Below are 13220 nucleotides of genomic sequence, written 5' to 3' on the forward strand. Positions count from 1 at the left end.
CGGAGTCATCCATGTATTACGTAAGCACACGCGGCGGTGAAGTGCGGGCGGACTTTCGCAGTGTGGTTCTGTCGGGGCTTGCCGAAGATGGCGGTCTCTATGTCCCGGCAAGTTTGCCTGTCTTCACTGAGGCGCAGATTACCAGTTGGTCGTGGCTGCCATTCGATGAGCTGGTCTGGCGAGTAGTCTCACCCTACGTTGGCTCTTGCATGGACGAAAGCACTTTGCGTGCCTTGCTCAGCGACAGCTATCGGAACTTTAATCATCGCGCTATTACGCCGCTTGAGCAGATTGGCCATAACGAGTGGATACTCCAGCTGTTTCATGGCCCGACCCATTCTTCCAAAGATTTCGCTGCACAACTGCAATCGCGCCTGGTGGAGCATTTCCTGGAGGTCGGTGGCGAGGCGCTGATTGTCGGTGCGACCAATGGTGATACCGGGCTGGCTGCGCTTGAGGCATTCGCTAACTGCCGGGGCACTCGCATGGCGATTATGTATCCGCGCCATGGGGTACCGGCTGAACAACTCTCTGCCCTGCAAGCAGCAGACCCTGAGCGGGTTCAGCTTTTCCCGGTAGACGGTAATTTCGACGACTGCCAAACGTTGGTCTCCCGGCTCCTGCGTGACTGGCCGTTAGAGGGGGTAATACCGGTCTGTTTCAACTCCACCAACTGGGTCGGTGTCCTCGCACAGATCGTTTTTTATTTCCACGCGGCCTTGCAGCTGGGCGGAGGGACACGTCCTGTAGGCTTCAGCGTTCCAGCGGCCAGCTCTGCTGAGATCTACGCCGGCTACCTTGCCCAGAAAATGGGATTACCCATCAATCAGGTGATCATTTCTACGAACAGTAATGATGCACTTCACCAGTTCATACATCGCAATCGCTATTCGACCCGAGTGAGTAACCGTACGTTATCTCCCGCGATGGATTTCTCTCTTTTCTCCAACCTGGAACGGTTCATCTGGGAGCTGTATGGGCACGATGGGGGCTCAGTGAAGGCGCTGATGGAGCATTTTGAGGACTGCGGCGAGTTAAGCATTGGCAACCAGCAGTGGCTCCGGGCCCGAGTGCTGTTCGATTCCTATGCGGTAGACGAATCGCAGGTTCGCGACGAAGTCGTCAAGTTGTTCCGTGAAACCGGGTCTGCAATCGATCCACATACCGCTGTAGGTGTGCTGGCTGGCCGAATTCATCGACGCAGCCTGGGAGCTCCGATGGTGACCTTTGGGCAAATTGCTCCGGCCAAGTCTGCGGCCCTATTGTCCGAATTAGGTGTCTGGCGGGGAGAGGTGCCAACGACTCCCGACATTTCTGCTCAGCCACCATACTTCGCTAAAGGCGATCTGGAGGGTCTGTGCCAAGCCCTCTTGTTGGCGCAGCAGAGGCACGTATGAAGCGCATTCTGGATCCGCTGGATGAGCGCATCCTCGCCGAACTCACAGCGAATGCTCGAATCGCCCATGTTGAGTTGGGCGCCAAGGTCAACTTGTCTCGCAATGCTGTGCGACAGCGCATTGAGCGTCTTGAGCGAGACGGCGCCATTCAGGGTTATACGGTGCGTCTCGGTGATTCCCGACGGCCTTCATCGCTGATCAGTGCCGTGATCTTTGTCTACCGCTACGACCGCATGCGTGGGGAAGAGGTACTTGCCGCGCTGCACTCGCTCCCCGAGGTGGTTCAGTGTGAAGTCTTGAGTGGTGAGTTTGATCTGATGCTTCGAGTCAATGCAGCCTCACCCGAACGCGTCCACCTCGTCTGGAAGGAAATCTCGGCGATGCCTGGGGTGGAAAACACCGTCACCTCATTCGTCCTTTCTGCAGTGTTTTGAGTACCAAAAAACCAGGGGCATTTTTGTCCCTGGTCACATCTCCTTTCTTCATTTGATTTCTGTCCATTGAGCCGTTTTCTGTTCGGGCAGAATGACCAACAAATACAGCACTCTGCCATATTCAACTGCCAAAGCCCGACTCTTACGATGTTCCTGTCGAACAACATTCAAGAGGACTGCTTTCATGACTGAATACAAAATTGCCCTGGTGGGCTTTGGTGGCGTCAACCGCGGCCTGGCTCAACTGATTGCAGATCGCAACGCCGAGTGGAAAGCATCGCTGGGTTTTGGGATCAAAATCGTCGGTGTGACTGATATTTTTCTTGGTTCCATCGTTGCTAAAGAGGGGCTGGATGCAAAGCAGTTGGTCGCTCTGCCTATCGAGAAGGGGGCGTTCGCTCACCTGCCTGGAGGCACCGCTGAGGCGTTAAACGAAGCGGTCATCAAGCATTCCGGTGCTGACATGATTGCTGAAGCCACCTTCACCAACCCTGTCGATGGTGAGCCCGCTACTACCTTCTGCCGCTGGGCTCTGGAAAGCGGCATCCATGTTGTGACCACCAACAAGGGGCCCATTGCATTGCACGGCGCTGAGCTTAAGGATTTGGCCCGTCGTCATGCTGTTGCCTTCGAATACGAAGGTTCGGTCATGAGCGGTACGCCGGTGATTCGTCTGGCAAGACAGGCGCTGGCAGGTGCAGAGGTTCAAGGCTTTGAAGGCATCCTGAACGGGACTTCCAATTACGTGCTGACCCGCATGAAGGACGGCCTGACGTTTAACGACGCAGTTGCTCAGGCTCAACAGCTCGGCTATGCCGAGGCCGACCCGACTGCCGATGTGGAGGGGTTTGACGTCCGCCTCAAGGTGGTGATCCTCGCCAACGAACTGCTCAATGCTCGATTGAACGTCAGCGATGTGGCTTGCTCGGGGATTAGCAGCATCAGTCCAGAAGACATCGCTCAGGCAAGCGCCAACGGTGCCAGTTGGAAGCTGATCGGCTCTGCAAGTCGCGAAGTTGACGGCTCGGTTCGAGCGAGTGTGGAGGCTCGACTGCTGCCGAATTCGCATCCTCTCGCAGGTATTTCCGGTGCCACCAACGCGGTGTCGTTCAACACCGCACTGCTGGGTGCTGTTACGGTATCCGGCCCTGGAGCAGGACGTATCGAGACTGCCTTCGCGCTGCTGTCAGACATCATCGCCATCCATACCACCCACGGCAAGTAACAGGAGAGTCGTCATGAATGTATCCAGCATGGCCAGTATCCAGCTTGTTGATGCCAAACAGATTGATGTGTTCAGTCCATTCGATGGACGCCTGGTGGGAAGCGTGCCTTGCCTCGATGCAACCGCTGTTCCTGGCTTGCTGGAGCGTGCGCGAATTGGCGTGCGTGAGAGTGCGGCAATGCCTCGTCACCTTCGTGCCCGCGTCCTTGAGGAAGCGGCTCGGCGGGTGGAACTTGAGGCTGAAGCGTTTGCCAGACTCATTGTTGCTGAGGCCGGAAAGACGCTGCGACAAGCAGAGAAGGAAGTGAAGCGTTGTGTGAACACGCTGAAGCTATCGGCGCAAGAGGCTCGTCGTAACGCCGGGGAAGTGATCCCGTTTGAGGCGTATGAAGGCTCAGAATCGCGCCAAGGCTGGTTCACTCGCGAACCGTTGGGGCTTATCGTCGCGATCACCCCCTACAACGATCCGCTGAACCTGGTCGCCCATAAACTGGGCCCGGCCATCGCCGGTGGCAATGCTGTGATTCTAAAACCCTCAGAGCTCGCACCGTTGTCGGCTCTCAAGCTGGTTGAGTGTCTGGTGGCGGCGGGGCTGCCTCCGTCCGTGGTGACCCCGGCGACCGGAGGCGTCGATCTGGGTAAAGCACTGGTGGAGCTGCGCGAAGTGCGGATGATCTCTTTCACAGGTGGTTTTGCCACTGGAGAGTCCATTGCTCGTAGTGCAGGCTTGAAGAAGCTGGCCATGGATCTGGGGGGAAATGCACCGGTTCTCGTGCTCGAAGATTGTGATCTTGAACCAACCGTAGAGTCTTGTGTTTCAGGTGCTTTCTGGGCAGCAGGACAGAATTGCATCGGCACGCAGCGCATCCTCGTACACCGTTCAATCTACGAAGATTTCCGCGAACGTTTTGTCAGGCAAACGCGTGCGTTGGTACTTGGCGATCCTGATCAGCGAGCAACGGATGTTGGCCCAATGATTACGGAGCAGGCGGCTCGTCGCACCGAACAGTTGGTGAATGAGGCGCTGGCCGAGGGGGCTCTTCTTCTGTGCGGACACCATCGTCAAGTGGGAAGCTATGCGCCAACTGTACTGGAGCGTGTAAGCCATAACAGTCGGATCTGGCAGCAGGAGGTCTTCGCACCGGTGGTCATCCTGGAGCCTTTTGACCATCTGGATGATGCCGTTGCTCTGGCCAACGCGCCAGAATACAGCTTGCATGCGGGACTCTTCACCCGTGATCTTTCCAAGGCCTTGAAATTGGCACGGCAAATTGAAGCCGGTGGAGTGATGATCAATGATTCTTCCGATTATCGTTTTGATGCCATGCCTTTTGGTGGTTTCAAGTACGGAAGTCTGGGGCGAGAAGGTGTTCGATTTGCCTACGAGGACATGACGCAACCCAAAGTGGTCTGCATCAACGAGATAAGTTGAGCTATCAATGGGAGCGGGCTTGCTCGCGAAAGCGGTGGATCAGGCAACATCAATGTTTGATGTGCCGCAGTCTTCGCGAGCAAACCCGTCCCCATTGCTGTGGCCTAACCCAAGACTGTGAAATCGCTGATGTGCAGCTCCTGGACGCCCACCAGTTGGATTTCGAACTCGGGGGTGGCGTCGACATCGACACTGCCGTAGAGAATGCCATCGGCAAAGCGCAGTTGGCCGGTGGCGTCGGCAGGGTCGAAGGCGTTGCTGCCGATGAAGGTGAAGGCGTCGACAGCGGTGGTCAGCGGGTTGGCGTCCAGGCCGGTGAAATCCAGAAGATCGCCCTCGGTGCTCTTGAAGCCGTTGATCACATCGCGCAAAGCCCCGACGCCCATGTCCGACAGTGCACCAAACGCGTAGGTATCCGCGCCAGTGCCAGCAGTGAGGTTGTCGGTGCCTGCACCGCCGATCAACCGGTCATCGCCCGAACCACCCACCAGCGTATCGTTGCCCGCACCACCGTTCAGAACGTTCGCGGCGCTGTTGCCTGACAGACTGTCGGCGTAGGCGCTTCCCGTCACGTTTTCGAGGAATTTCAAGGTGTCGAGCCCGGAACTCACGGTGTTCTGTTGCGCTGACGTCGAGAGGTTTACGGTAACGCCAGACAGGGCGCGTTCAAAAGACACCGTGTCATTGCCATCGCGCCCGTCCAGCACATTGTTGCCGGCTCCGGCGAACAGCGTGTTGTCCAGCGCGTTGCCCGTGCCATTGGCGGCGCCAGTGCTATCGATATACAGACGCTCGACGTTGTTGCCGAGGGTGTAGGCCGCCAGGCTGCTATGCACGCTGTCGATCCCTCCAGACACCGCATTGCTGTTGATCTCGATCACTGCGTCGTCGGCGTTGTCGACATAGTAGGTGTCGTTGCCATCGCCGCCGCTCATGCTGTCGTCCCCTGCGGCACCATTGAGCACGTTATTGGCGGCATTGCCGGTGATGAAGTTGTGCCGCTCATTGCCGGTGCCGTTGATGTCCGACACGCCGGTGAGCACCAGGTTCTCGAGGTTGGCGCCCAGGGTCCAGCTGACCGAAGCCTGCACCGTATCAATCTGCGAGGTCGAGGTGTTGGTTTCCACCACGCGGTCGAACGCGTTATCGACCACATAGACGTCGTTGCCATTGCCACCGGTCATGGTGTCGGCGCCCAGGTGGCCATCCAGTGTGTCGTTGCCCGAACTGCCCACCAGAGTATCCGCCTGGTCGGTACCGGAAATCATGTTCTGAGCGTTGTCGAAAATATCCTGCACGCTGTTGTTGTCGTTGGGGTTGCCCTGGAAGCCAAGGTCATTGGCAATGTAGTCGGCCAGGCGCTGGCCGACGATCTCCGCCGACTCCTCGTGCAGGTGCCAGACGTCGTCCGGATACGCCAGCGGATCGACTTCGTAGCGCAAGGGGAGGTCGCTGTAGTCCACCGCCAGCTTGACGTCGGCGCGCTCGGCGGCGATGGCTTCCTGGGCGGCGCGGACATAGCCAACCCCCTCGACGATGGAGGCAATCTTTTCTTCCGAATAACCACGGGCACGCGCCGCGTCCTGTTCGTAGTGACCGGTTTCCATCATGTACACGTTGAAGTTGCCGAACTGGGCATGAAGGTAATCAAACACCTTCAGGGTCGCGGCCTTGTAGGCCGCTGCTGCCGCTGCTTTGTCCGTGGCGCGGCCGATCTCCTGGGCGGCTTCCTCGCCCTGGCCCCAAACGATGCCCATGGTGACGTTATCGATGGATTGCAGTTCGGTGAGCTGGTCCCGCAGCAGCGTCACGGCGCGCAACAGCGCAGCCCCGGGTTGGTTGGTGTCGGTGAGCCACCAGCACAACTTGAGTTCCTCGGCGCTGAGAGTCGACAGGCCGGTGACCGTGCTGCCGCCCACCGCGATGTCGATGCCGTTGCCATCGGCATCGGTGAATTGGCTGCGCACGTCATAGGGGGTGTAGCGGTCCAGGTCGTTAACCAGCATCGAGGTGCCGGACTGATTGTCGTCCTCCGTCATGCGCAGCAGGCGCGCATTGGATTGGCCGAGGGTGGGCAGGTAGAGGATGTCCTGCTGGGTGCTTTCGCCGAACACGAAGTCGCTGGCGGTAAGGGTATTGAGGTAGTTGCCGTTGAGGGCGATTTCAAAACGATTGCCATCGGCATCCGCTTCGGCGGACTTGATGTAGGTCTTGTCGCCAGCCGCGTTGAGGGTTATGTACAGCGTGCCATTGCTGCCATCGCCCAAGCCGAGAAAGCCCAGGCCCGAAACATCGATCTTGTCGACGCCCGCGGTGAAGTCATAAATCGTGTCGGTGGCCGTGATACCACCCGTGTCGTAGTCGCGGTAGCTGTCGAGTGCGTTGGTGTAGCGGAAGGTGTCGGCACCGTCGCCGCCGTACAGCGAGTCGCGTCCGGCGCCGCCGTCGACGGTGTCGGCGCCAGTGCCGGCCTTGATCGTGTCGTTGCCACCGAGGCCGAGGATCAGGTCTGCGCCCGCCGTGCCGTTGAGGGTTTCGGCGTTGTTGGTGCCGGTGATGGTGTTGGCGGGCGCATCGGCCACTGCCAGGGCGAAGCTGTCGCTGACCGATGCACCGGTCGGGTCCATGGCCTTGACCAGCACGTTGTAATTGCCGGACGCGGTGCTGGTCGGCGTGCCGGTGAAGGTCAGGTTGGTGGCATTGAAGCTCAGCCACGCGGGCAGGGCGCTGCCATCGGCGAGGGTCACGGTATAGCTGAGGCTGTCATTATCCGGATCGGTGAAGCTAGTGGCCGGCACCGCGTAGCTGAACGGGGTGTTTTCGGTCGCGTTCTGATCCAGCAACGCCGTTGCCACCACCGGCGCATGGTTGACCGTTGGCGATGTGGCGAAGACGAAGTTGGCGCTGGTCAGCTTGTCGAGGTAGTTGCCGTCCAGTGCCACCTCGAAGCGGTTGCCATTGGCGTCGGCGGTCAGGGATTTGATGTAAGTCTTGGTGCCGGCACTGTTGAGCACCACGTACACGGTGTTGTTCTTGCCATCCCCCAAGCCGGTGAAACCCATGGCCGAGAGGTCGATCTTGTCGGCGGTGATATCGAAATCGGTGATGAGGTCGCCAAGGTTGGCGCCGCCGGTGTTGTAGTTGCGGTAACTGTCCAGGCGATTGGAGAACACAAAGATGTCAGCACCAAAGCCACCGGTGAGGGTGTCCATACCGGCACCGCCATCGAGCTTGTCGTCGCCCGCGCCGCCACTGAGGTTGTCGTTACCCGCCAGGCCGAGGAGGGTGTCGGCCGAATCGCTGCCCAACAGCGAGTCGTTGCCGCTGGTGCCGGTGATCACCCGATTAAAGATGAAGTTATTGGCCGTCAGGGTGCTGGTCAGGTTACCCGAGAGGATCAGCTCGAAACGATTGCCACTGGCGTCGGCATCGTAGTCCTTGATGTAGGTGCGGTCGCTGCTGGCGCTGTAGCTGACCTGCAGGGTGCCGCCATGGCCATTGCCCAGGCCGGTGAAACCGAGGCCGGCGAGGTCGATCTTGTCCTGGGTGACGTCGAAGTCGGTGATGGTGTCATCGAAGCTTGCGGTGGCGTTGCGGTAACTGTCGGACTGAGCGGCGAAACGGAACGTATCGGCGCCAGTGCCGCCGGTGAGTTTGTCGATGCCTGCACCACCCACCAGAATGTCGCCACCGGCCCCGCCATTGATGGTGTCGTTGCCGGCACCGCCGTAGAAAATCTCGCTGGCGGCGCTGCCCAGCAGGGTGTCGTTGCCAGCCGTACCTTGCACGGTGATCATCGGCACCGTGTCGCTGACGTAGCTGCCGTCACCATAGACCAGCGTGGCACCCTTGCTGGTATGGCTGATGGTGTTGCCGATAATGGCGTTGCGATCAGTGCCGTCTTCGTTGCGTTCGGCGACGCCGTAGGTCGACAGGTCGCTGCCGATGATGATGTTGCCCTGGATCGTGTTATCGCTGCCGTTGAAGTACATGCCGGACACGCCCAGGGTGTCGTTGTAGGACTGGATGATGATCTCCGGTACGGCGCCACCCAGGGAATTGTTGTTGAGCGTGTTGTCGATGATCTCGACATGGTTACTGCCGTAGATGCGTATCCCGGCGCTGGTGTTGTCGTGGATATTGACGTCGCTGACGATCACCTCGCTGGACAGCTTGATCAGCACCCCTTCGGCGCCGTTGCCGTACACCTCGCCACCGATGATGGTGATGTTGCTGGGGGAGGGGATGTCCTCGCTGCCGCGCTGGATCACGATGCCATTGCCGCCGTTGTCGTAGGCGACGTTATTGGTCATGGTGAAATCGTGGGTGCTGGTGACGATGTTGAAACCGTGGCGGTCGTTGTCGTAGGCGATGTTGTTTTCGAAGGTGCTGTTGCTGAGGAAGTCAGCAACGAAGCCGTCCAGGCCGTTGCCGTGGGACACGCTGTTCTTGATGACCATGTTGACGGTCTGCTCGTGGGGGTCGAAACCGTACCCGGAGCAATTCTTGATCTCGACGCTGTCGAGGGTGACGTTGGAGTCGTAGCCTGCTTCGCCGGGAATGTAGCCGTTGAACCAACCGTCGATCTTGCCCGTGGTGCTGTCACGGTTGCCGTCGATGGTGAGGTTGCTGACGCCGAAGTCGTGGGTTTCCTCGCCATAGGCGGAGCGGATGACCCCCGTGATCTTGGTGTCGGAGCCGTCAGCCACCTTGACGGTGGTTGCGCCCATGCCGTCGCCGTACAGGTAGACGTTGCTCTTGAGCATCAGGCAACCGTCGGAGGGTTCCTCACCTCCCGAAACGATATAAGTTCCGGTCGGCATATACACCTGCCCACCGCCTGCGGCGGCCGCCGCATTGATTGCACTTTGTATCGCCGCCGTGTCGTCAGTGATGCCATCTCCTTTGGCGCCAAAATTTTGTACATTGAAAATCATGAGCTTATCTCCGTATCAGGCGAAAACCTCGGTAGATGCCAATATTCCATCGACAGCTACCGTGTTATGACCCAGCGGAGGGCAAAAGTTGTGACCGCGTATCGGGGAAGTGTCAAAAAACTGGACTAACTGATTAGCGGTTGCGAGGTGTTTTGAGGTGTTTTGAAAAAATAACGTTCTGTTGACGTTTGCTTAGGGGTGTCCGTTGGTCGTGCCAGGGGGGACGAAGGTGCAGGGCGCAGTTCGAATGAAGGCGACTGTTTTTTCTTAAAGGAGATTGGACATGACCAAGCGACAGGAACCGCATCACGGCTTTTCCGACGACCCTCAAAAAGTTAAAGAGGCAGGGCGTAAAAGCGAACAAAACGCCAATGTGGCAACCGACAAGGTGGAGAAAGCTCGAATCGGCGGGCAGCATAGTCATGGGGGAACACGCGGAGAACGATGATATACCTGCTCGACCTGCTGATGCCTATGTCAGCAGGTCGCAGGCCAGCCAGCCGCAAATGCAATGACCATTGCACACTCGAGGGCTGATTGCAGACTCCCTAGAGAGGGATTGTCATACATCGATCTGCAATTCCAGATCGCCGTTGTCCAAATTGCGCGTGTGAGCGACTGTGCCGGTCAGGTGTTCTTTTGATGAAAGAGAAATGGTCAAGGAATGCGCTTTGTATAGGTCATCTGGCACTGGGGATAGCACCTGCACCTGAAAAGCGCCCGGCGTGATGGGCGTAATGACGACATTGCATTCAACGCTTTTCACGATTGGGCCTAGTAGGGTGTCATGCATGTAATTCAAGCGTGCGGTGGTAGCAGTCATGGCGATGTCCTTGATGCGTACAGGGCCTGAGTGTTGGCCCCACCTATGCGCTAGACGGCACGTTCGACATTGAGTTCAACGCTAAAGGCTGACGGTCTATTTCATGGCAAAGGCTTGGCATGCGCGTCTTAGAGTATTCGATTGCGTTAGCCAAAAGTCTCGCCGGTGAGCGACCTCATTCCCGTGTCATGAACGCCCTTGGGAAGTTTGAGACCCGTTAGCCAGAAACCAGGTTAGAGTGTTCATCAATGTCTATTCATAAGGTCCCTCCACTCGATTCGCGTAGTCGCGCCAAGCGGTTCCAGCGAACGAACCGGGCAAAAAAAACCGTATATCAATCGTTATATGAAGAATGAATCGTCCGCTGTTTGTTTCTCTAGATGGGCCCAAGGGAGCCGGCAAAACCACACTGTTGGAGGCCGTTACGAAAGTACTGAGGGCAGACAACAAAAAGGTGATCCGACTTTGCGAGAAAAAAAGCGATCCCTATAGGGGTGAAACAATGACCCTCGTGAACAAACTCGTCAGAAGTCCCACCCGGGATTTGGAGTTGGAGGTTTGTGAGCGCTTTGCTGATAGCCGTACCTGGATTTCCCAGCACGTGCTGGCTAAACAGCCACCAGGCAGCATCATCTTGATCGATCGCTGGTACCCGTCTGATGCCGCGTTTCGCCGGATAATCCCGTTTGCAGAGATTCTACAGTTAAACATTGATCGAAACGTGCGAGTGCCAGACCTGCATGTCGGGGTTGTCACCGCCCCTGATATTTCATGGGCGAGGGCAGCGGCACGACGGCGTGGGCTGAGCAGTACTGTGATCCATAAGCTGGAAGAACATGTCGCTTGTACCAAGGCGTTCGAGCGAGCGATTGCAGATCACGGCTGGGTTTTATGCCGTAATGAAGGAACGATCGAAGACGCAACGATGCAGGTGATTTCTGAGATCTATAGAGTCCTTCGATGCCCCGTAGGCGAAGTTCGCTGCGCCGGCCTTGATGCGGTTGAGATAGCCGTAGATATAGATCGTTAGCAGGATCGAAGGGGTGATTTGTCGCCGCAGCGGTAGCCGGCTGATGCTTTGATCTGGGTGCCCGTCATCGAACCCTAGCCGAAGGTTCCCGGGGTGGGTCTTACCTGATCAGACGGTTCGAGTGTCGTTTGCTGGAGCTGGCGAAAGAACCAGCGAGCCGACCAGCATCAGTCTGTGGCAACAGGTTTTCGAACGCATGGGGTTAACGCTTCAGGTCCTGGCGAGTGGCTGTTGTGGAATGTCCGGCACCTGTGGCCATGAGACCCGAAAGGTTGAAACGGCCAACACGATATACCGCAAGTCTTGGCAGCCTTTAGTTGCGCGGCATGGTGGAGAAGGGCGCTTGGTGGCGGATGGTTATTCCTGCAGAAGCCAGGTCCAGCGACAAGATGGACGCTTGATACTGCATCCTCTGCAGGTTCTTCTTGCTCATTTGCGGGAGGGACAGTGAACAGGCTTGAGCCAAATGGGGTGCCCACCCGCCGCCCCTTATAGAGCCTTGCTGGAATCAAGCAAATTGCGGAAGCCAAAGCGCGACCACAGCGGATCGAAAGACAATCGCCTGCTCATCGCCCGAACAACAACTGCTTTTGCCGCCAGGCCGGTGCGCTGGTTGGGGAAAAGCACTTCGGTCGGCCGGAAGCGGGCGATGCCGTAGGCGGCGGCAATACGCTGGCGTTGCTGGCCCCGGACAAGCGCTTGCTGAAAACTGCTTTCGCGCTGCTGCAGCCCCAGCACATAGCCGACGCCCGCCTGGAAATCGCCTCCATGGGCCTGCCACCAGGCTGCGATCAACTGCGGGTCGGGCCAGGGCAGATTCTCATCGGGGTCCATGGCGACATTAGCGTCCTCAGGGTCGTCGTTCGGGCCGGCATCGAAATCCGGCAGGTCCTGCAATTCCAGATCGAGCAGCGCCAGGTCAGCGCCAGTGATCAGGCTGAAAGCTTCGCCAGCGACGCGGGCATGAGGCAGGTCGCTCATCTGCTGGATCAGCCAGGGCACGCTGACCGGATCGCCCAGCAGCCCAACGGCCTGGATGCCAATGCGCTGCTGCTCGGGGTTCTGTATCAATTGGCGTATCCAGGCGATGCTGTTTTCACGCTTTTGCCAAGCCAGCAATACACAGAGCGCGCGGTACTGGAACTCGCCCGGTTGCTCGGCGAACTGGCGCAGCGACTCCAGCGCTTCCTCATCGGCCATCTGTGCGGTAGCCCAGTTGGCCCAGAAGCGCGTGGCTGTGTCCGTGTGTTGACGGTGGGCGCGAATTGCCGGCATCAGGTCGCGACGGCGCAACTCGCCGGCAGTACGGGCCGCGCGTGCCAGGACGCTTGGGTCGGCGTGGGAAAGTCCGGTAAGCAGGGCAGGGGCAGGGTCGTGGCGGTGCATGCCACAGGCGGCGAGGCCGAGGCGGTGGAACAGGGGATCAGGGGAGGCGAGCATGCGGTCGATCCAGGGCGATACCCACTCCCAGTCGAGCCAACCCAAGGCCATCAGATAACCGCGCTCCGTTTCCACGGTACTGCGCAAGTGCTCGCTGAGCCGTGACAACACCTGCGCGTTACCCGCCTCGAAGGCCAGTACCGCACTGGCGAACATCTCGCCGATGGCGTGTGGGCTGAGTTGGGTCAGCAGAGTTTCCAGGCCGGTGGTGCCGGCGATTCGAAGGCCGTCGAGGTGGGCGTCGATGCGGTTGTCGAGGGTGCTGAGGTCGTCCAGATCGTAATGCGGCGCGCGCTGGGCATAGTCACGCAGGACGGCGAGGAAGCCGGCTTCTTCGGCGTGTTGGTCGATCATTGGTGAGATTGGGACCATGACGTCTCTGAGCTGGTGTCTGTTTTCAAAGGAATGTCCGTCAGGGAGCGCTTCCCTGTTTGTTACGGAACCAGGTTCCCGAAGAAATAACGTTTACCTACTTCAAATTGTATGGGTGTGGGGTTCTCCA

8 protein-coding genes and 2 pseudogenes are annotated in these 13220 nt (G+C 58.3%); 7 read left to right on the forward strand and 3 right to left on the reverse strand.

What is annotated here, in order from left to right; translation table 11 throughout:
• The first annotated feature begins 11 nt into the window (after positions 1-11).
• The 4 genes from thrC (at position 12) to BK662_RS25750 (ending at position 4488) form a co-directional block, all read left to right on the forward strand.
• Positions 12-1397: a threonine synthase gene (gene thrC / locus BK662_RS25735; protein WP_123359399.1), complete on the forward strand. Its 1386-nt coding sequence runs from the start codon at positions 12-14 to the stop codon at positions 1395-1397.
• Positions 1394-1831, forward strand: coding sequence for an Lrp/AsnC family transcriptional regulator (locus BK662_RS25740; RefSeq protein ID WP_123359398.1), 438 nt, complete (start codon positions 1394-1396; stop codon positions 1829-1831). The genes thrC and BK662_RS25740 overlap by 4 nt, the downstream gene beginning before the upstream one ends.
• 184 nt (positions 1832-2015) lie before the next feature.
• Positions 2016-3056, forward strand: coding sequence for a homoserine dehydrogenase (locus BK662_RS25745; protein WP_123359397.1), 1041 nt, complete (start codon positions 2016-2018; stop codon positions 3054-3056).
• 13 nt (positions 3057-3069) lie between these two features.
• Positions 3070-4488, forward strand: a complete 1419-nt coding sequence (locus BK662_RS25750) for an aldehyde dehydrogenase family protein (RefSeq protein WP_123359396.1) — start codon at positions 3070-3072, stop codon at positions 4486-4488.
• A 104-nt stretch (positions 4489-4592) separates the two neighbouring features.
• Here the strand turns inward: BK662_RS25750 and BK662_RS25755 are convergent, their stop codons facing one another.
• Positions 4593-9425 carry a M10 family metallopeptidase C-terminal domain-containing protein gene (locus BK662_RS25755; protein WP_123359395.1) on the reverse strand — a complete coding sequence of 1611 codons (4833 nt, stop codon included), beginning with the start codon at positions 9423-9425 and terminating at the stop codon, positions 4593-4595.
• 283 nt (positions 9426-9708) lie between these two features.
• Between BK662_RS25755 and BK662_RS25760 the strand changes: the two genes are divergently transcribed.
• Complete coding sequence (locus BK662_RS25760) at positions 9709-9873, forward strand: general stress protein (RefSeq protein WP_123359394.1); 165 nt, start codon at positions 9709-9711, stop codon at positions 9871-9873.
• 114 nt (positions 9874-9987) lie between these two features.
• Here BK662_RS25760 and BK662_RS25765 read toward each other — a convergent pair whose 3' ends face one another.
• Positions 9988-10248, reverse strand: coding sequence for a hypothetical protein (locus BK662_RS25765; RefSeq protein ID WP_123359393.1), 261 nt, complete (start codon positions 10246-10248; stop codon positions 9988-9990).
• Between the two features lie 352 nt (positions 10249-10600).
• On the opposite strand from BK662_RS25765, the gene BK662_RS25770 reads away from it, so the two are divergent.
• Entirely contained in the window at positions 10601-11278 is a 678-nt protein-coding gene (locus tag BK662_RS25770; protein ID WP_123359392.1) for a dTMP kinase, read from the forward strand.
• A 142-nt stretch (positions 11279-11420) separates the two neighbouring features.
• Positions 11421-11729, forward strand: a pseudogene (locus BK662_RS25775) (hypothetical protein); the annotation flags it as partial.
• Between the two features lie 115 nt (positions 11730-11844).
• Here BK662_RS25775 and BK662_RS25780 read toward each other — a convergent pair.
• Positions 11845-13090: pseudogene (locus BK662_RS25780) on the reverse strand (TIGR02270 family protein).
• Positions 13091-13220: the final 130 nt, after the last annotated feature.

This window comes from Pseudomonas frederiksbergensis (genome assembly GCF_003732275.1).
GTDB classification, from domain to species: Bacteria; Pseudomonadota; Gammaproteobacteria; order Pseudomonadales; family Pseudomonadaceae; genus Aquipseudomonas; species Aquipseudomonas frederiksbergensis_H.